Below are 20,794 nucleotides of genomic sequence, written 5' to 3' on the forward strand. Positions count from 1 at the left end.
GCGCGCCTGGATCCGGGAGCGAGTGGCGCAGTGACCAGCCCATATCCATGGCTCTCGGCCGTCCGGCCTGATTTCACCCCCCCTCAAGGAGTCCGTGCCATTCATGGTGCTGTTCAATCGATTGAGCGCGTTTTCGACCCAGGCGCGCAGAGCACTGGGACTGGTGTGGGAAACCTCGCGGCCACTGTTCACGGGGCTGTTGCTGGCGACGATTGTCGCCGGACTGCTGCCTGCACTGGCCGCCTGGATTGGACAGCGCATCGTTGATGGCGTGGTCCACGCCATGCAGGTTCATGCGGCCGGCAGCCAGGCCCCCGTGTGGCCGGTGATGCGCTACGTGCTGGCCGAGGCCGGTGTGCTGGCTTTGTTGGCGGCGGCGCAACGGGCGCTGTCGATGCAGCAGTCGCTGTTGCGGGTGAAGCTGGGCGTGAAGGTCAACCTGATGGTCCTGGAGAAAGCCCAGACCCTTTCGCTGCTGCAATTTGAAGACGCCGAGTTCTACGACAAGCTGGTGCGCGTGCGCCAGGGGGCTTCGACGCGCCCGCTGAGCCTGGTGACCAAAGGACTGGGGTTGGTGCAGAACCTCATTTCGCTGGTCAGCTTTGCTGTCCTGCTGGTGCACTTTTCGCCGTGGGCCCTGTTGATTCTGGTGGTCGGTGCGTTGCCGGTGTTCTTCGCCGAGACGCATTTTTCCGGCAATGCGTTCCGCCTGTTCCACCGGCGTGCACCGGAGACGCGCCGGCAGAACTACCTGGAATCCTTGCTCTCCCACGAGTCCCATGCCAAGGAGGTCAAGCTGTTTGGCCTGGCACCGCTGTTCCTCCAGCGCTATCGCGACAACGCTCAGCGCTTGTATACGGAGGACCGCCAATTGACGCTGCGCCGCGATGCCTGGGGCTTCGCATTGGGCCTGCTGGGCACCGCAGCGTTTTACCTGGCCTACGCCTGGGTGGTACTCGACACCGTGCGTGGCCAGACGAGCCTGGGCCAGATGACCATGTACATCGTGCTGTTCAAGCAGGGGCAGGCCGCAATCACCGCCAGCCTCAGCGCCATTGCCGGGTTGTACGACGACAGCCTGTTCCTCTCGGACCTGTATGAATACCTTGAAACCCCCGTGATCACGCCGCGCGGCCGGCTCACCGAGGGCGCGCGCCCTGGCGATGGCCTGCGCTGCGAGCAGGTGGGGTTCACCTACCCAGGCGCCGGATCCGCCGCGCTGCGCAATATCAGCCTGCACCTGGCACCGGGGAAAAGCCTGGCCCTGGTGGGTGAGAATGGTTCCGGCAAGACCAGCCTGATCAAACTGCTGACCCGTCTGTATACCCCGGATGAAGGCCGCATCCTGCTCGATGGCAGCGACCTGCAGGAGTGGGATGAACACACCCTGCGCCAGCGCATCGGCGTTATTTTCCAGGACTACATCCGCTACCAGATGAGTGTCGGCGAAAACCTCGGCGTGGGGGACGTCGATGCCCTGGACGACCAGGCCCGCTGGCGCAGCGCTGCCACTCAAGGTGTGGCGGCGGAATTTATCGAGCGCTTGAGCCATACCTATTCAACCCAGCTGGGACGCTGGTTCGGAGGCCAGGAACTGTCCGGGGGGCAGTGGCAGAAAGTGGCTTTGTCGCGGGCGTACATGCGTCAGGATGCCGATCTGTTGATCCTCGATGAACCCACTGCCGCGCTGGATGCCGGGGCTGAAGCGGCGGTGTTCGAGCACTTCCGTGAGCATGCCAGGGGCCGCATGACCCTGCTGATTTCCCACCGTTTCTCCAGTGTGCGCAGTGCGGATCACATTATTGTGTTGGAACGCGGGCAGATTCTGGAGGAGGGCAGCCATAACCAGCTGATGGCTGCGGGTGGACGTTATGCCGAGCTGTTCGACGTTCAGGCGCGGGGCTATCGCTAGGAAACCCAGCGCCGCGTATCTGCAAGTGACCTGTGCAGATCGCTATTTGGCAGATTTGAATACGCCGCTGAGGACAAACGCATAGCGTTCCGGACGGATAAAGAAGGTGGTGCGGTCGCAGCAACGGCCGTCGGCAAAGTAAGAGCTGCGCTCCATCACCAGCAATGCGGCACCGCGTTTGACGTGCAGGGCACTGGCCAGGCTTGCATCGGCTGCTTGCGCACGGATGGCCAGGTCGGCACGGGTGACGGCCTGGCCGGTGATCGATTCCAGGATCGAGTAGATCGGTTGATGCTCGACGTCCGTCCAGACCACGCCGGCCAACTCGGCCGGTAGATGGCTGCGGCCCAGGGCGATGGGCTCATCATCCACGAAATGCAGGCGCTCCAGCAGCAGGCAATCGTGGGCGCCTTCAAACAACGCCATCAAGGCTTCCGGAACGGGCTGCAGCGTGTGGCCGATCACCTGCATGCTCGGTTTGAGCCCTTGCAATAACAAGGCTTCATGGAAACTGCGCAACGCATCCAGGCCATGCCGAACCTGCTTCGCGGCGACGAACGTGCCCTTGCCTTGCTTGCGCTCCACCACGCCGTCGTCGCTGAGCTTGCCCACTGCCAGGCGCACCGTGACGCGACTCACGCCAAAGCGTTCGCCCAGTTCGGCTTCTGACGGCAGTTTGCCGGTGGGTTCGAAATCGCCGCGCTGAATCTCTTCCAGCAAACGATGGGCGATCTGTTCGTAGAGCGAGGTGGTGCTGTCGCGCAGAATGGACGTGGACACGGTCGGCTTCCAGGGACCTCGGAGTGGGGCGGTGCGCCTTCACTTCTAAGGTTATAAAAATAGGTTATTGGGACAACTTGTATTAATACGTATTATGTCAGGCATTCCCATTGTAAACGACCTGACGATACTTGCCATGCCCGACTCCCTGCCTTACGCACCGCCGCAAGCCGACGCCCTGACGGTCGACCACATCAGTTTCAGCTACCCCAACGGCCATCGGGTGTTCAACGCTTTCAGCCTGAACGCCAAGCCGGGCGAATTCGTCGCGATCCTCGGGCCGTCCGGCTGCGGAAAAACCACGCTGCTGAATCTGTTGTCAGGCTTTCAGCAACCCCAGAGTGGCCGGATCAGCATCAACCAGACCGCCGTGCGCCCGGAGCGCTCGGAGTTGGGGTATGTTTTTCAGGCGCCGCAGCTGTTTCCCTGGTTGAGCGCGCTGGAGAACGTGCGTTTCGGCCTGCGGATGACGGCGCAACTCAGCGAGGCGCAACAGCGTGCCCAGGCGTTGCAGTATTTGCGCCTGGTCGGCCTTGAAAGCGCGGCACAGCGCTTGCCCCATCAGTTGTCGGGCGGCATGCAGCAGCGCGTCTCCCTGGCCAGGACCTTGGCATTGGAGCCCAGCGTATTGCTGATGGACGAACCCTTCGCCGCGCTGGACGCCATCAGCCGCAACAGTATGAATGAAGAGACGCTGCGGATCTGGGCCGAGCTGGGTCAGACGGTGCTGTTCATCACCCACGACATCGACGAAGCGGTGTTCCTGGCCGATCGGGTCATCGTGCTCAACATCGCCCCCGGCGGTATCCATAGCGAACTGGATATCCATTTGCCGCGTCCGCGTTCCAACCTGAAAACCCGTCGCCTGCCGGCTTTTCTCGATTACCGCAATGAGCTGATGGAGCGCATTTCCCAGGTCATGGGCGCGGCCGAAGCCATCCCTAACCCCACCTGCCAACCCGAGTTAACCCCATGATCAAACGTTCGCTGCTTGCTCTTTCCTTGTCTGTTGCCGCCTTGGCAAGCAGCACAGGTGCCGTCGCCGCTGAAGAGAAACCCCTGCGCGTGGGGTATGTGTTCGCCATGGCCAACGCCCCGGCGCTGATCGCCGACAAGCAGGGTTACTACCGCGAGGAAGGCTTGAATGTCGACCTCAAGGCCTTGGGCGATGGCCCGGTGATCCAGCAGGCGCTGGCCGCCAATGAGCTGGACGTGGCCTATGTCGGCACGCCGCCGGTGTACCAATGGTTCTCCCGAGGCTTGCAAAGCCGGATTCTGGCCAAGGTCAATTACGGTCAGGCGGCGGTGATTGTCGATGCAAAAAGCCCGATCAACAGCCTGGAGCAGCTCAAGGGCAAAAAGCTCGCTGGGGTCAAGAAGGGCAGTGGCATGGACGTGCTATTGCGCGGCTATGTGCTGAAAGAAAAAGCCGGTCTCAACCCGGACAAGGACCTCGACATCATCGACATGCCACCCGGCAACATGAACGCGGCGCTGGAGCGCGGCATCGTCGACGCAGCGTTTTCCTGGGAACCCTTTGTCAGCCAATCGTTGCTGCGCGGGTCGAGCCGGATTCTGCTCGACGTCAACCAGGCGCTGCCGAACTACCCGTGGTACGTGGTGATTGCGCTGCCCAAGACCTTGCAGGAGCGACCGGACGACGTGGTCAAGCTGCTGCGTGCGCACCGCAAGGCCATCGCGTTTCTCAACGAGCATCCCGACGAGTCGAATCGCATCATCGCCGAGGCGTTCAAGCTTGAAGCGGTCCAGGGTCCTGACGGCAAGACCATTGCCCCGGAGGCCATCGTCGCCCAGGCGCGCACGCGATTGGGCTGGTCGGCGGACTTGCTGCCTGCGGATATCGAATTCATCCAGCGCCTGATGAATTATTCCCACGACCTGGGCTTTATCGACACCACGCTCAAGACCGAGCAGATCGTGGATACCGCCTACCTGGAAAAAGCCTCGCGCTGAGTCTGAGCCTGTCATGTCCTTGCCAAAACCGAATTGGGGATGGGCTTCGCTGCCCTTCCTGCTGTTGATCTGGATGGCCCTGGCCAGCCGCTTTCCCACCTATATCCTGCCGCAGCCCTGGGATGTGGCGCGCGAAGCGCTGCGTTGGCTCAGCGACAGTTCGCTGTGGCAGCACCTCAGGGCGAGCGTCCTGGAGGAAGTCGGCGGCTTCTGCGCGGCGGTGCTTGTCGCGATTGTGCTGGGCACGGCCGGCGGCTTGTCTTCGCGCTTTCGCGATTTCATCTCGCCGCTCAACAGCCTGTTCATGGCGATCCCGCCCATTGCCTGGGCGCCGCTGATCATGATCATTTTCGGCCTGGGCTATGTCTCCATCGTGCTGGTGATTTTCATTGCCGCAATGTTCCCCATGGCGGTGACCATCCAGGAAGGCGTACAGAGCATTCGCGGTGGCGAAGTCCGCGCGGCGCGCACCTTGGGTGCCAACCCCTGGCAATTGCTGGCCCACGTTTACCTGCCGGCCTCATTGCCCTTCGTGACGGCGGCCTTGCGTATCGGTTTCAGCCAGGGCTGGCGGGCACTGGTCGCCGCAGAAATGATCGGCGCCTCCCAGGGTATCGGCTGGATGGTCTCCACCGGCGGGCAGATCGGCAACAGCAGCCAGGTGCTGCTGGGCATTGTGCTGATCGGCCTGATTGCCTGGCTGATGGAGAGTTTTGTGTTCCGGCGCATCGAGCGTCACTACCAGAAATGGCGCGTGCAGTAAGCATCGTCCTTTGCCTTCGATCCCTTTCAAACCTTCAGTGGACCACTGCACGAGGTGTCATGTGAGTAACGTATTCGATCCCCGCGAAGCCGGGCATTACATCGCCCCCCAAGGCCTCTACGAACGCAACAAGCAACGCCCGTTCCTCGGCAGCATCGACTGTGATCGGGACACGCTGATTGCCGGGCAATGGGATGAAATCACCCTGGTCTACGAGGTCGGCGGCAGCGGCCTGGCGGATGGCGCCTGGTTGAAACTGGCGTTCAAGTTCTACTCCGATTGGGCACTGTTCCAGACCTCGAACCCGGCCGGTCCCAACTACGTCAGCGCCGAGTACCAGGCGGGCGAGTTGGTCCCCGGGCAGAGCCAGGCCACCGTGCAGCACCTGAAAGTGCGCTTCGACCAGAAGGGCCACGAACGGCCGTTCCAGAAAGCGATCATCATCGACATCATCGACGGCTACCTGAATCCCGGCGACAAGATCACTATTCGCCTGGGTGACCGTCGCCAGGGCGGGGCTGGCACGCGGGTGCAGAGTTTCGTCGAGAAAGACTTCCGTTTCCGGCTGTTTATCGACCCCTTGGGCAGCTCGAAATTTGCCGAGGTGCCAGGCGATCCGTTGCTGAACATCGTGCCGGGACCGGCGCAGAGTGTGCAACTGATTGTGCCGCGCCTGATCAGCGCCGGTGAGGCGTTCGACGTGCTGGTGCGGGTCGACGATGCCTGGGGCAACACGTGCCGCAACCTGCCGCTCAACGGGGTACTGACCCTGGTTGATCCGGAAGGCGGCGAGCGCCAGCAAGCGTTTACCCTGGCCAATGAAGGGTGGGCGACGGTGCGGCTCGAGGGGGTTGACCTCGGGGCGGTGGGCGAGTGGCGTTTGTCCGCCGAGGTGCAGGCGCCCGGTGTGCGTGGCGCCCAGGCCTTCGTGACGGTTGATCCGGCCGGCAGCGCATTGCGCCCGCTGTACGCCGACCTGCATGTGCACTCCGATGACACCGTGGGCACCAACGACACGCTCTACAACCTCAGCTACGGCCGCGATGTCGCCGGCCTCGATGTGCTCGGCTACACCGCCAACGACTTCAATATCACCGAGCAACGCTGGGATCAGGCGGTGAAGCTGATTCACGAACTCAACGAGCCCGGCCGCTTCGTCTGCTACCCCGGCACCGAGTGGTGCGGCAACTCCTGCGCGGGCGGTGACCGTAATGTGGTGTTCCTGCACGATCGCAAGCCCGAGTTTCCGTTCGACAACCAAGGGCGCCTGGTGCGCTCTTTCGAGTGGAACGAGTTCACTGCCGGCACCATCAAACCGGGGGCCTGGCCGGTGGACGAGTTGTACGCGGCCTATGCGAAAGACCCGGAAGGTCACCTGATGATGCCCCATGTCGGTGGGCGCCGCTGCAACCTCGACTGGCACCATCCGGAGCTGGAACGCTTGATCGAAGTCGGCTCGGCCTGGGGCCAGTTCCATTGGGTCTACGCCGAAGCCCTTCAGCGTGGCTATCGGGTCGGCGCCGCGGCGAACAGCGATGAGCATCAGGGCCGTTGCGGCGGCGGGGTTCCGGCCACGGCCGTGTTTGGCTCTCGCGGCGGGTTGACCGGTGTGATTGCCGAGTCTTTCGACCGTTCGAGTGTCGGCAAGGCCCTTCGCGCCCGTCGCACCTTTGCCACGACGGGCGAGCGTGCGTTTGCCAGCCTGCGTCAGGGCCAGCATTTCATGGGTGAGGTCTTCAGCGCCGATTCGAATGCGACGCTGGACTATCGATTGCTGGGCGAGGCGGGCTGGGAGCAGGTGGACCTGTTCGACGGCGATAAACTGATCTGGTCGCGCAACCTGCATCAGGAGCTGGGGTTTTCCGCCCAACGCATCCGGCTGCGCCTGGGCGGCGCACGCATCAAGGACCGTTATCGAGGCGCGTACTGGACCGGCGAAATCCGGGTGACGGGCGCGGTCATCAATGGTTTTCGTGCCTTGGGCCTCGATCATCCGGAGCAAACCGTATGGCGCAAGGACGCCACGACCCTGGCCTTTCGCACCGACACCAACGGCGACACCGACAGCATCGAAATCGACCTGTCGCAATTGGCCGGCGCGACGTTGCAGGTCCGCAGCCGCATCGACAATTACATCAAGGTCGGCGATCCGTCCGAACCGCAGCCCTACGTGCATGCACCGACGGTGCTGATGGAACTGTCCGGCGAAGAACTGCTGGCGCAATCCCAGGTGATCGAAGAGCTGCCAGGGGCGGAGCTGAAAGTCTCCCTGGAAAGGACCACCGCCGAACCGCTGCCCCGTGAACTGCAGGGGCAGATCGAGCTGGCACCACTCAATCTGCACGCGGGGCGCGAGCATCCGCTGTTCATCTGCGCGCGCCAACGCGACCAGTCCCGGGTCTGGACCTCGGCGCTGTTCCTCACGCTTGCTTAAGGCCGCCGTGTTCGAGCCCGTTCGAGAGCGCGCAAAGAACCCTGTGGCGAGCGGGCTTGTTGTGGCGAGCGGGCTTGCCCCGCGTTGGGCTGCGCAGCAGCCCCAAAACCAGGCGCAGAGGCGTGCCTGATACACCGCATTCGTCTTCATCAGGGGCTGCTTCGCACCCCAGCGCGGGGCAAGCCCGCTCACCACAGGGGGCCGATTCAATCCAGGCATTGCGCCCCGGCTAGTTTGCTGTGGGCTTCGGTGCGTGCAGCCGCAAGGATTCTGCAGTACCTGGTGAGGGCAACGCGGCCTCGACCAGTTCGATCCAGTGCCTGACCGGGGTGCGTCCTGCGCCGTCGAGGTGGGACTGGCAGCCGATATTGGCGGTGACGATGACGTCGGGGTGGCCGCTTTCCAACGCATTCAGCTTGTTATCGCGCAGTTGCCGCGACAATTCGGGCTGGGTCAGCGAATAGGTGCCCGCCGAGCCGCAGCACAGATGGCCGTCGGGAACCGCGGTCAGGTTGAAGCCCAGGCTTGTCAGCAGGGTTTCAACGGCTCCGCCGAGTTTTTGCGCGTGCTGCAAGGTGCAGGGGCAGTGGAACGCCAGGCGCTGGTCGCTGTGTACGCCGAGCTTATCCAGTGGCTCGCCGCGCAGCACTTCAACCAGGTCCCTGGCCAGGGCACTGACCCTGTGCGCCTTGGCGGCATACGCCGGGTCGGTGCTGAGCAGGTGGCCGTAATCCTTGATAAAGGCCCCGCAGCCGCTGGCGGTTTGCACAATGGCCTCGACCCCGTTTTCAATGCTCGGCCACCATGCATCGATGTTGCGCCGGGCGCGCTCAAGGCCGGCCTCTTGAGCGTCAAGGTGATAATCCACCGCACCGCAGCAGCCTGCCTCGCGGGTCGATATGACGCTGATGCCCAGGCGATCCAGCACCCGTGCCGTGGCGGCGTTGGTATTGGGTGACAGGTGCGGTTGCACACAGCCCTCAAGCATCAATACCTGGCGGGCGTGGCGCGTGGTCGGGCGCGGTTTGGGCGGGTAGACGCGGCGAGGCAACTTGGCCTGCAAGGTGTTGGGCAACAAAGCTCGAAATAGCTGGCCACTGCCGATCAGCAGGTTGAACAGCGCGGGATTCGGAACGACGTTGCGCAACCCTTCGCGCAGCAAACGCTGACTGAGTGGGCGTTGCACTACCGCGTCGACCACCGCCCGGCCGATGTCGAGCAAGTTGTGGTAATCGACGCCGGAGGGGCAGGTGCTTTCGCAGTTACGGCAAGACAGGCAACGGTCCAGATGCTCCTGGGTCTTGCGCGTGACTTCATTGCCTTCTAGCACCTGCTTGATCAGGTAGATGCGTCCCCTCGGGCCATCCAGTTCATCGCCCAGCAGTTGATAGGTCGGGCAGGTGGCATTGCAAAAACCGCAGTGCACGCAACTGCGCAGGATGCGTTCGGCTTCTTCGGCGCGCGGCAGTCGGCGGGCGTCTTCGCTCAAGGTGGTCTGCATGGTTCAAAGCTCCGCGTACAGGCGACCGGGGTTGAAGATGCCCCGTGGATCGAGTTGCTGCTTCAGGGTCCGGTGGTAGCGCATCAACGTGTCGGGCAGCGGTTGGAAGGGGCTGTCGATCAGGCCCGGGTGGTAGCAGGTCCCATGCCCGCCGGCTTTTTCGACCACCGCGCGAATGACCCTCGCGTCGGCGTCGGATTTGAGCCAGCGCTGGGCGCCGCCCCAGTCGATCAATTGGATGCCTGGCAGCGCCAGTCGGGGCGTGTTGTGCGGCAAGGACAGGCGCCAAAGGGGCAGTTCCTCATCGAAAAAACTCAACCGGTGTTCGTTCAGGTCTTGCCAGTAGGTCGCGTCCAGCACCTCGCCGCCCAGGCGCTCATGGGCCGCCGCCACCGAGCCTTCGCCCCCTTCGAGCCGCAGGTGCAGGCGCTGGCCATCGTGACACGCCGCGCTGATCGGCAGCGGTTGCTGCCCCCATTCCGCCAGGCGCAGCAAGGCACGGTCGGTGTCCATTTCCAGGCTGATACTCAAGGTTTGCCGTGGTTTGGGCAGGACCTTGAGGGACACTTCGGTCACCACCCCAAGCGCGCCGTAACTGCCGGCCATCAAGCGCGACAGATCGTAGCCGGCGACGTTCTTCATGACCTCGCCGCCGAAGCGCAAATGCTTGCCCTGTCCGGTGATGACCCGTGTCCCGAGGACAAAGTCGCGGACCGATCCTGACCAGGGGCGCCGTGGCCCCGAGAGTCCGCAGGCAATCATGCCGCCGACGGTGGCGTGCTCACCGAAGGAGGGCGGTTCGCAAGGCAGCATCTGGTGCGCGGCGTCCAACACTTCTGCCAACTCCGCCAATGGCGTGCCGCAACGGGCGGTGATCACCAGTTCCGTCGGGTCGTAGCTGACGATGCCCCGGTGGGCGCGGGTGTCGAGGACTTCCCCGGTGACTGCGCGGCCGAGGAACGCCTTGCTGTTGGAGCCCTGGATACGCAGCGGCGTGGCGTCGTTCAGCGCCTGGTTGACCTGCTCCAGCAGCGCTGCGCTGGCGTCGATAGGGTGTTCGCTGCGCATCAGAAACGCTCCAGGTCGGGGAAGGGTATCTGACCCAGATGAACGTGCATGGCGCCAAACTCGGCGCATCGATGCAACGTCGGGATGTTCTTGCCGGGGTTGAGCAATCCGCCCGGGTCGAAGGCGGCTTTGACGGCGTGGAATACGGTCAGCTCATCGCTATTGAACTGGGCGCACATCTGGTTGATCTTCTCGCGGCCCACACCGTGTTCACCGGTAATGCTGCCGCCGACCTTCACGCACAATTCGAGGATCTTGCCGCCCAGGGCTTCGGCGCGGTCGAGTTCGCCCGGTTGATTGGCATCGAACAGGATCAGCGGGTGCATGTTGCCGTCGCCGGCGTGGAAAACATTCGCCACCCGCAGGCCGTACTCGGTCGATAACGCCGCGATAGCGTGCAGCACCCCAGGCAGTTCGCGGCGCGGGATCGTCCCGTCCATGCAGTAATAATCCGGTGAGAGGCGGCCCACCGCCGGAAACGCATTCTTGCGCCCGGCCCAGAAACCCACGCGTTCGGCCTCATCCCGAGCCTGGCGCACTTCGGTGGCGCCGGCCTGTTCCAGCACCTGGCGCACGCGGTGGCAGTCGTCGTGGACGTCGGCTTCCACGCCATCGAGTTCACACAACAGAATCGCTTCGGCGTCCACCGGGTAGCCGGCGTGAATGAAGTCTTCGGCGGCGCGAATGGCCAGGTTGTCCATCATCTCCAGGCCGCCGGGGATGATGCCGGCGGCAATGATGTCAGCCACCGCATGGCCAGCCTTTTCGACGCAATCGAAGGCGGCCAGCAACACTTTGGCGGTTTGTGGTTTGGGCAGCAGCTTGACCGTGACCTCGGTGATCACCCCGAGCATGCCTTCGGAGCCGGTGAACAACGCGAGCAGATCGAAACCCGGAGCATCGAGGGCCTGGGACCCCAGGCTCAGATGTTCGCCGTCGACGGTTAGCACGTCGACCTTGAGCAGGTTGTGCACGGTCAGCCCGTACTTCAGGCAATGCACGCCCCCGGCGTTTTCCGCCACATTACCGCCGATGGAACAGGCGATCTGCGAGGAAGGGTCCGGCGCGTAATACAAGCCAAATGGCGCAGCCGCCTGGGAAATCGCCAGGTTGCGTACCCCCGGCTGAACCCGGGCGGTGCGGGCGGCGGGGTCGATGTGCAGAATGTTGTTGAAGCGCGCCATCACCAGCAGCACGCCTTTTTCCAGCGGCAGCGCACCGCCGGACAACCCAGTGCCCGCGCCGCGAGCCACCACCGGTACACGCCGCTCATGGCAGACTCGAAGCACGCCCTGGACCTGATCGATGTGGCGCGGCAGCACCACCAGCATGGGCGTGGTGCGATAAGCCGAGAGTCCGTCGCACTCGTACGGCTTGAGCGCTTCGCGCTGGTGCAGGATTTCCAGGTCAGGCAAGCGAGTCTGCAGGGCGTGCAGCAGCGCCTGTTTGTCGACGTCAGGCAGGACGCCGTCGACGCGTTCATCGTAGAGAATGTTCATAGTCGGTAGGCGACCCTCCGTTGTTTTTATTCGAGGTCTGTTCCGATGCAGCTGGCTTGCATCATTCGCCTGGGGCGATTTACTGTCCAGTCGATTAGTCGGATGTTTGGGCAGTCGTGAGTCGAACGCTGAAGCTGCTCATACCCGCTTGAGATTGCATGGGCAGCACAGGAACGGACAGTAACCGGGACTCGTCGAGCCGATTTTGCAAGCCCATTCCTCCCCCCTGTCGATTGTTATCCTCAGCGAGATATGCTCAGACGACCGGCGGTAGCAAACCGGGCCGGAAAAAATTAGACAGGGTGATGGCTCGTTGCTATACCCATTCAGCGGATACACCCGCCACACCGGTAATGGGGAGCGCAGCCCCCCAACCGGGCATAAAAAGTTCTGATCTAGCATTCCAGTGTTAAGCAGTCGAGATTTTCAATCGCAATGGTTCTCTGCCACTCCGGCCGAGAGCTCGGATCGCTGACCTAGGCCAAGGAGGCCGATGATGCGTTTGCCAATGATTCGCTCGAACTCATTTCCCTTCCTGCAACACCTGTCGAACGCCGACCGGCGCACGCTCGCCGTTCGTGTCGAACGCTACCCAATACCTCGATACCCGTAGACCGTTGCAAGTCACCTGATGTGATGTTGCATGGAGAAGGTTTAACCGGCGCATCCATCTAAGTTGTCATCATTCCGACTATCACTCTTTTAAAATGTGAGGCCTCATCATGGCTGTCAAAAATGATTTTCTGATTCGAAATAATCTGAGTGACACTGGTAAATTACCGCGCTCGGGGAGCTGGACCGGGAGCCCCGATATACTGGTCGCTGGCCAAAGTGCGCTGACGACCCAGGAAATGGTTTCGAAGTATGACCAAGCTTACGATCAGGACGTAAAAGAGTTCTTCAGCAATAACTTTTATGTCCGCGCGAAAAACGTCAGTGCGGCAAATGTCTCCCAAAACATCTATTTGTTTCAGGTGCCGCAGAATCTCTTCCTGGCCCCGAATGTCTGGTACAACCAAGACAGTCTGATGAACTACACCTCCGTCGTCGAGGACCCTAACGATCCGAGAAAAACCATTGAAGTGCGGCAGAACTATCAAACCCTGACTGCCGGTCCAGGAGAAGTAGTTGCCACTAATGCGTTCACCTGGAAGCCGCAAACCACCGAGCACCATTGCCTGATAGCGGTCGTCGCAGACAGTTTCGATGCGGTGAATGCGCAGTTCCCGTCGGGCGTCAATTCCAGCGTCGATCAATACGCGGCGTGGATCTACGCCAACCGCAACCTGGGCTGGCACAACGTGAATATCCAGGCGGTCTCGGCCTCGGATGTTTATGAGCAGCAGATCAGCATGAACCAGACTTGGGATGATGCGCTGTTCACCTGCTCTATCCAGATAACCAACGTGCCGGTCGGGGCGGTCGTCGGTTTCTCGTCAAACAACAACACCAAATGGGGCGACTCCATTGCCGTCGGGGACACCCCCGTACCGCAAAAACCCGGTGCTCCAGACCCCAACGTCAACCCCAACTTTATCGTCGGCACCAATGTGAAAATCCAGGGTGGTTATGCCGGCAAAGTCACCTTCTATGTCAACTTCAAAGGCAAGCCAAAGCCCGCAAACTTCACCATGCAGTTTGTTGTGACCAATGCACCTGAACTGTCGGCTGCAGTGCGTGCCAGCATCAGTGATTTGCTGGATGGGGATCAGAACCTGGAGAACCATTACAAGCGTTGCAACTTCGATGAACACAGTGTGTTTGTGGACTCGAAAAACGGCGAGCGGTACCTGGGCTACGAAGGCTACAGGACACTCCTGGATGTAGAGCCGACGCTGGTGACAATTGTCGGTTCCAATGGCGTTGTTCCCAACGGCGGCTTCCGTTAGGCCGAAACCTTTTAAGGAGGAATGCAACATGTCTAATGACTACAACTGGCTATTCGTGCGCAACAACCTGGCCCAGACATCGCCAGGCAAGACGCCGCCGAACGACGCCTCGCCGGACCTCATCACCCGCAGTGCGCCCGCCGGCCCCGCGGACCTCAGCAGTTTCGTGGAGTGCTACGACCAGGGCTTTTCGCAGGCTGTCGATTATCACGGCACCAACTACGTGTATGTCCGGGCCAAGAACCTGAGCACGGATGTCACTAAGACGGCCGTCGGCAGCGTTCAGCTGTGGTATTGCAGCGCGGATAACATCAACAAGAAGCTGCAGTGGGTCCGATTGAACACCCAGGACCAGAGCAACGTTGTCAGCATCAGCGCGCCAGGGCAGGGGGTGGCCGTCACCGACACGCCGTTCCTGTTCAGCAACGTGTCGCCACCCGTACAGGGTGCGCCGTACAACCTGATCGCCTTCATTACCGATGCCAACCATCCGGCACCTGCCGGCAGCGCGATTATCCCGCTGCAAGAGGCGATCGTGGAAGCGGGTAATGCGGCCTACGTTGCGCTGGCGATCCCGCCCAAGCCGCCGACTCCCGCCACAGGCTTCGGCTGGTCGAGCACAGTTGCACTGAATAACGCCAATCCGGTGGATGTGACGGTGGCGTTGTCGTCTTCCAGGTTTGATCCGGATGCCGAAATGTATTTCATCTTCGATACTCCGGATGCCAACGGCGAGATCATCTCGATCGGTAAGTCCCCGCTGGTCACCGGGCGCGTTTTTGCCACCAGTGCGACGTTGCCGGCCAACTACGTCAGCAAAGTCACCGCCTATTACAACGCCAAGGTCCCCGTCAGCGGCCAGCTCAGCGCAGATTTCGCGCTGCAGGTGATTCAGGCTCCCCCGCAGGGTGGGGGGGTACAGCCGTCGAAATTGCTCGAGCAGTTCAAGGTGTCGCTGACGCAACTCCTTGCGGTTGCCAAGTAAGGCCCTAGCCCAGCGCAGGGGACCGCGCAGGCGGTCTCCTGCAACAGCCACTCACTTGGATAACCGGGTCAGGAGTATTTATGGCGATTACCCTGCGCGTGAAAAGCAACTATGGCGGCAACCTGGTCAGTCAAAAGTATCAGCCGATTGAAACCCCGGTACTCGAAGATACCGACCAGAGCGATTGCCTGGAGTTGGTCAACGACAGGATCGATGTATTGCGCGACGCGGGAAAGCTGCCCCGGGCGCTGGACTTCTACACCAACGGCACCTCGGCCGCGATTCTACTCGCCGAAAACAATGCTGCGTCCCTGCCGCCGCTGGTCGTCATTTCAAGCAATCGCAGCGACTGGATCGCCTCCGGTTTCGCACGCGGTGCGGATCTTCTGCAAGACCTGGGACAAACCCACTTCGCCAATGTGTCGGACCTGCAAGCTTTCAATGCACGCACCCAGCAAAACCCTAGCGGCCAAATCGTGCCAGACACGCGCCCGGTACCGGCCTGGTATTACCCGGGGCGGGTCAATGATGCCAATCGGCGCATCTATCTCATTGTTCACGCTCTCGAATACCCCAAGTACTGGAAAGTCTTGCACACCGTTCCCAACCTGCATGTCATCGGTTGGTCGTTCCATAACGATGCCGGCTGGCTGCTGGGTGGGAACTATCCCTATGTCGGTTTCGGCGCCAGCCGTTACGCGGCCATCGAGTTTTGCAAATGGCTGCGGCGCAGCTCCAACAATCGCTGGAACTACGCCTGGCTGGTGGATGACAACGTCTATCACCTTAATGCCTTCCGGGGGCTGGCCGCCGCCGAAGGCGCGATGCTCGCACGCGGCTTCATCGGGATGGGATTTGGCAGCGAAACGGCCACCGATACCACCGACAGCATCATTGCTGATCGCCAGGCGCATCGAAGGTTGCTGGGCAGCCCGGGTGGGGACTACCTGAACTCGGTGTTCAGGACAGACCGGGTACTCCAGCAGGCGGTGCTGTGGAACATCGACTGGCTTGACCAGAACAATCTGAACTTCAGCCCGTATTTCATCGCCTCGGCCGAGGACACCAGCCTCACCAACTATCTCGACATCAAGAGGCACGCCTTTGGCATCACCACTGAGTCGACCATCCTCAAGCAGACGAACAGCTATTTCGACAGCGACGAGAAGGGCAAGGTCCTCAACAGCATCCGGTACAACTACGAACGCTGGTATGCGATCACTGAAGGCACCAAGAGCGTCATCAATCAGGGCGCAGCCGCCACACCTGTCTCGCTGAAGGACTTCATCGTCAACAGCGTGTTCCCCGTTTCGCAGATCGCTTCCCAGGCCGGGAATGCCGAAGCTCGCAACCGTGCCATCTGCCAGGCCGTGGAATCGATCATCGCTGCCGGGGTGAAGAAGGCCGGCTTTATCCCCGACAAGTTGTTCCAGCCCAACGGTAATAACCAACAAGTGACCAATATCACTTGAGCAGGAGTCCACAGTGGATATCAATCAACTGGCAAGCGACCTACGCAAGCAGGCAGCGGACAACGGTAAGGTGGTGCTCGACAACCGCCTGCTGAGCGATGAGCAGGTAGCGGACATCGCCACCGCGTTCTTGTTGGAAAAAGGCACCAAGCTGACGGTCGAGGGCCTGCAGAGCAGCGATGTCAGCGGGCCCGACCAAGGCGTCGTGCGAGTCAACACCGGGACCGCTGCGCTGCTCAAGGTCAGCGAAGTCGGCGTCCAGCTGAGTTTTACCGTCAGTGATGGCAAGGTGGCTGTACTTATCGGTGCAACCTTGCCGCCGGGCTGGGAGCTTGCTTCCAGCTTCCCGGGGATGACGTTCTTCCCCTTTGGGCTGTTGAAACCAGCCAACCCGCGCTTCGTCTATACCTCGCTGGCACAGACGACCTATCGCTGGTCAAAGGACGATGCGACCTCCATTTGCCTGGCCCAAGGACAGAACTTCCTGTCCACGATCGGGCTGGAGAACATCAGCGGTGTCGGCGCGATTCTCGGCGATCTGGTGGGCAGTACGCCGTACAAGTTCTATGGGCCGTTCGCCCCGGCCGCAGATGCGCCGTACCCGACCGGGCGGCTTAGCGCCCCGGTTTCCGAAGGTGTGTTTTCCATTGGGGTAGGGGACTGGCGGTTGAGCCTGGCTGCGCCAGCGGTCGGGGTGAGCATCAGCGAGAAGGGCGATGAGCCCCAGCAGATCGGCTTCGCAATCTCCTCGCTGTTCGACGGCAAACTCGACTGCGGCGTGGAGATCACCCGGAGCCTCGATTCGCTGGTGATTTTCGCGCAACCGGCACCGGGTGCGACGTTCAGCGCGTCGGACCTGATCAAGAGCCTGCCGGGCGGGCAACACTACGACGAGTACATTCCAAGTGTGCTCAGCAAGGTGTTCGAGAACATCAGCCTGACGTTCTATCGCATGGTGCTGGCGAACAAATTGGCACCGGTCAGTTCGGTCACGCTCGCCATCCATACCGAGGCCCCCTGGACACTGATACCCAGCGTGCTGTCGCTGGAGTCGCTGACGCTGATGGTCAGGCTGACCGAGCCCGCCGGACCGAAGCCCACGACTAATGTCGAGATCCGGGCCTCGGCGCAGTTCCTGCCAACGATCTTCAACACCACGTTCGACTTTTCGATCGTGGTGGTCAAACAGGCGGCCGCTTGGAATATCGACCTGATCAGCGGGCAGATGACCGATAGCGTGTCGCTGGGCAGTATCGTCAAGGGTGTGGTCAGTGCGTCGGTGCCGGTGCCCGATGTGCTGAGCACCATCGTGTTCGACAGTTTCGGCGTGACAGTGGCAGGGGGCGAAAGCAATTATGCCTACACGGTGTTCGGGGCTGCCCGCACGGCGTTCACGCTCCTGGACACCAGCGTCGATGCACAGATGTCGGTGCTGTTCAAAAAGACCGGCGCGGACGCATCTGTAGCGCTGACAGGCAGCTTCGTGATCGGGCAGCAGAACTTCAGTTTCGCCCTGACGTTCGATTCCGGCACCCAGCCCGGCCTGAAGATCCAGGCGAACTGGAAAGCCCAGGACAACGACTACCTGCAGTTCGCAGATATCGCCGGGGCGCTGGGTTTCTCGATTCCCGCCATCCCCGCGGAACTTGACCTGGCCCTGTCGCAGGCGAGCTTTGTCTATGACATGAGCAACAACACCGTGCTGCTGTCGGCGACTTCGGCCCATTACGGCACAGGCACTTTCGTGGCGCTCAAATCCCTGGACCCGAAGACCGGGGCCAGTACCTCGAACTACGTGTTCCAGATGCTGCTCGGCTTTGAAGCGTCGCTGGCCGATCTGCCGCTCGTGGGCAAGATCTTCACCGACGATAACCTGGGCAGCATCAAGAACGTGCAGGCGCTGTTCGCCGCATCGCCCCTCAGCGCCGATGAGGTGCAAAAGCTCAACGCCTTGCTGACGCAGGCACAGGTGCCGTGCCGCTTGCCGTTACCTAAGGATGCCAAGGGCTCGACCACGGTTATTGCCGCAGGCTTCAACTTTGCCGCCGACATCGAACTGGGCGGCGCAGCGTTGCCGCTCTCGGCCGGTGACGATACCGCACCCGTGAGCACGCAGACGGTGGCGGCCGTAGCGGCGAAACCACCGGCGGGCAATGCCGCCTGGTTGACGGTGGGAAAATCCATCGGCCCGGTGTCGCTCGCCCGCGTCGGTGTACGTTACGAAGACGGCCGTGTTTGGCTGCTGATCGATGCCGGGTTCAGCCTGGCGATGTTGTCCTTCGATCTGCAGGGCCTGGGGCTTGGCTTCAAGATCCCTGATAGCAAGGGCTCGGATCTGGACATCTCGGCCCAACTGGATGGCATGAGCCTGGCGTTGCAGACCGGTCCGCTGAGCATCGCCGGTGGCTTCCTGCGCTTTGACAAAGACTACCTGGGGGAAGCGCGGGTCAATGTGGCGACGTTCTCGCTCACCGCCATCGGTGGCTATGCGCCCGATGAAAGCTCCTTCTTTATCTTTGTTCGGCTTCAGCAACCGCTGGGTGGGCCGCCGTTTTTCTTCGTGACGGGGCTGGCTGGCGGTTTTGGCATCAACCGTAGCCTGGGGCTGCCGAGCATCGACCAACTGACCAGCTACCCGTTGCTGCCGCAGAACAACAAGCGCCCGGAAAACAGCTTTCCCACCACCCTGGGTACGAGCAATCCTGGGCAAGTGTTGCAACAAACGCTGGTCAAGACTGCAGCGTACATTCATCCACAGGCGGGCGAGTACTGGGTGGCGGCCGGCATCGATTTCACCTCGTTCGAAATGGTCGACGCCACCGCTTTGCTCACGGTGTCCTTCGGCGTCTCGCTGGAAGTGGCGCTGCTCGGAATCTGTCGAGTGACGGTGCCCAAGGGCGCGCCAAAGCCCATCGTCTACCTCGAAGTAGCGCTGGAGGCGCGTTTCGAGTCCAGCAGCGGACTGATCGCCGTCGATGGCCGTCTGACCCCGGCGTCGTTCATCTACGCCGGGCTCTGCCACGTCAGTGGCGGGTTTGCGTTCTACACCTGGTTCGCCGGTGAACACTCCGGGGAGTTTCTGGTCTCGATGGGCGGCTACAGCCCGCGGTTCAAGAAACCTGACTATTTCCCGACCGTGCCGCGCTTGCAGATGGTCTATGAAACCGGGCCGCTGGTGCTCAAGGGCGAATGCTACTTCGCGCTGCTCTCGCACACGCTGATGGCGGGTTTCACGGTCCAGGCCACTTGGGAATCGGGGCCGATCAGCGCCTGGTTCAGCGTGGGAATCGATTTTCTGCTGGGCTGGCGGCCGTTCCATTACGAAGCCGCCGCGTATATTCACCTGGGCGCCTCGTTCAAGGCCAACCTGCTGTTTGTCACCGTCAAAATCACCATTCACGTGGGTGTCGACCTGAACATCTGGGGCCCCGAGTTCGGCGGTGTAGCCACGATTGACCTGGACATCATCAGTTTCAGCGTGCGCTTCGGCAGCGGCAGGGCCGAACCCGATCCCGTGACTTGGGAAGACTTCAAAACGTCGTTCCTGCCGGCGGCAAATGGCGACACAAAACGCCTGGAGATGTTCAGCCGCACCGACGCCGACAAGGCCGGTGACGTACAGCCAACCCAACTGGTCAGGGGCACGGTCCAGCAGGGTTTGATCAGCGACCTCAAGGCCAAGGACAGCACGGCCTTCTTCGACTGGGTACTCGACCCCAATCATTTCGGTATCGCCTCGAGCATGGTCATTCCCAGCAAGACGGCGCGGTTCAACGACTTCAAGGTCAATACGCCGTTCACCCCGGCGGGCGCGTTCACCTATGTCGGTAGCGGCACGCCCGCCGCGATGCCCACGGCCCATGGCGCGAATGACGATGGTGCGGGCTGGGCCGATGATTTCGGTGTCCTGCCCATGGCGCTGAAGGCTAGCCAGTTCAGCGTCGACCATCAGATGCAATTGACTCGCCTGCCAGCCGGCGAGGACTACACCAAACCTGAAAACTACAACGTGCCGGTCAACGAAGTGGCGGTCGGCATCGCCTTGCAGAACGCCCAGTCGGCCCTGTGGGCCGGGCAGGACCCTGGCATCAACGGGGCGCGGATGATCGCCAACACCCTGAGTGGCCTGGAACTCTCGCCAATGATCCGTCACCCGGCAATCACCGCGGACGCGGACCTTTGGGCGCTGCTTTTCGACACCACGAAGAAGATGCTCTGGCTGCTCGATACACCCACCGTCGCCACCCGCGACAGCTTCGCCGCCGTCATCAGCGAGGAGGGCACCGTGCTGACCTACACCCGTGCGACCGCCAGTATCCGCAACGTCAACTTCGAACTGGCCGACCTGGCGGCGGCAGCGGTCGCCGCCGAACGCAAGAAGATGGTCGATAGCCTCGACTCGCTCGGTTTCAACTTTGACAGCGCCGCACTCGATGTCAGCCGTCTGGCCCGTTACCCGCTCTGGGACTGGCCGCTGATTCGTGTGCTCGGCGAGGAAACGAGTGCAATTTGATCAC

At 61.7% G+C, this 20,794-nt stretch carries 13 protein-coding genes; 9 read left to right on the forward strand and 4 right to left on the reverse strand.

The window, feature by feature from the left end:
- Positions 1-103: 103 nt before the first annotated feature.
- Positions 104-1,912 carry an ABC transporter ATP-binding protein gene (locus BB029_RS26075; RefSeq protein ID WP_027605705.1) on the forward strand — a complete coding sequence of 603 codons (1,809 nt, stop codon included), beginning with the start codon at positions 104-106 and terminating at the stop codon, positions 1,910-1,912.
- Positions 1,913-1,954: 42 nt separating this feature from the next.
- On the opposite strand, the gene BB029_RS26080 is transcribed toward BB029_RS26075, so the two are convergent.
- A complete protein-coding gene (locus BB029_RS26080; protein ID WP_065941371.1) occupies positions 1,955-2,692 on the reverse strand; it encodes a GntR family transcriptional regulator in 738 nt (245 codons plus the stop codon).
- A gap of 136 nt (positions 2,693-2,828) precedes the next feature.
- Between BB029_RS26080 and BB029_RS26085 the strand changes: the two genes are divergently transcribed.
- The 4 genes from BB029_RS26085 to BB029_RS26100 all read left to right on the forward strand — a co-directional run bounded on the left by BB029_RS26085 (position 2,829) and on the right by BB029_RS26100 (position 7,863).
- Positions 2,829-3,668, forward strand: a complete 840-nt coding sequence (locus tag BB029_RS26085; protein WP_065941372.1) for an ABC transporter ATP-binding protein — start codon at positions 2,829-2,831, stop codon at positions 3,666-3,668.
- Positions 3,665-4,666, forward strand: coding sequence for an ABC transporter substrate-binding protein (locus tag BB029_RS26090; RefSeq protein ID WP_065941373.1), 1,002 nt, complete (start codon positions 3,665-3,667; stop codon positions 4,664-4,666). The genes BB029_RS26085 and BB029_RS26090 overlap by 4 nt, the downstream gene beginning before the upstream one ends.
- Before the next feature lie 13 nt (positions 4,667-4,679).
- Entirely contained in the window at positions 4,680-5,429 is a 750-nt protein-coding gene (locus tag BB029_RS26095; RefSeq protein ID WP_065927692.1) for an ABC transporter permease, read from the forward strand.
- 61 nt (positions 5,430-5,490) lie between these two features.
- Positions 5,491-7,863: a hypothetical protein gene (locus tag BB029_RS26100; RefSeq protein ID WP_065941374.1), complete on the forward strand. Its 2,373-nt coding sequence runs from the start codon at positions 5,491-5,493 to the stop codon at positions 7,861-7,863.
- 229 nt (positions 7,864-8,092) lie between these two features.
- Here the strand turns inward: BB029_RS26100 and glcF are convergent, their stop codons facing one another.
- Genes glcF through glcD form a run of 3 tightly spaced genes read right to left on the reverse strand, consistent with a single transcriptional unit; the run spans position 8,093 to position 11,931 of the window.
- Complete coding sequence (glcF, locus tag BB029_RS26105) at positions 8,093-9,364, reverse strand: glycolate oxidase subunit GlcF (protein ID WP_065941375.1); 1,272 nt, start codon at positions 9,362-9,364, stop codon at positions 8,093-8,095.
- Between the two features lie 3 nt (positions 9,365-9,367).
- A complete protein-coding gene (glcE, locus tag BB029_RS26110) occupies positions 9,368-10,432 on the reverse strand; it encodes a glycolate oxidase subunit GlcE (RefSeq protein ID WP_065941376.1) in 1,065 nt (354 codons plus the stop codon).
- On the reverse strand, positions 10,432-11,931 hold the full coding sequence (gene glcD / locus BB029_RS26115; protein ID WP_065941377.1) for a glycolate oxidase subunit GlcD: 1,500 nt from the start codon (positions 11,929-11,931) through the stop codon (positions 10,432-10,434). Before glcD ends, glcE begins: the two co-directional genes overlap by 1 nt.
- Positions 11,932-12,653: 722 nt before the next feature.
- Here glcD and BB029_RS26120 point away from each other — a divergent pair.
- The 4 genes from BB029_RS26120 (at position 12,654) to BB029_RS26135 (ending at position 20,790) form a co-directional block, all read left to right on the forward strand.
- Positions 12,654-13,820, forward strand: coding sequence for a hypothetical protein (locus tag BB029_RS26120; RefSeq protein WP_141155030.1), 1,167 nt, complete (start codon positions 12,654-12,656; stop codon positions 13,818-13,820).
- A 28-nt stretch (positions 13,821-13,848) separates the two neighbouring features.
- A complete protein-coding gene (locus BB029_RS26125) occupies positions 13,849-14,805 on the forward strand; it encodes a hypothetical protein (RefSeq protein WP_065941379.1) in 957 nt (318 codons plus the stop codon).
- An 80-nt stretch (positions 14,806-14,885) separates the two neighbouring features.
- Complete coding sequence (locus tag BB029_RS26130; RefSeq protein WP_065941380.1) at positions 14,886-16,277, forward strand: hypothetical protein; 1,392 nt, start codon at positions 14,886-14,888, stop codon at positions 16,275-16,277.
- A gap of 13 nt (positions 16,278-16,290) precedes the next feature.
- Positions 16,291-20,790: a DUF6603 domain-containing protein gene (locus tag BB029_RS26135; protein WP_065941381.1), complete on the forward strand. Its 4,500-nt coding sequence runs from the start codon at positions 16,291-16,293 to the stop codon at positions 20,788-20,790.
- Positions 20,791-20,794: the final 4 nt, after the last annotated feature.

It is taken from the genome of Pseudomonas sp. S3E12, from assembly GCF_001702295.1.
Classification (GTDB): domain Bacteria; phylum Pseudomonadota; class Gammaproteobacteria; order Pseudomonadales; family Pseudomonadaceae; genus Aquipseudomonas; species Aquipseudomonas marginalis.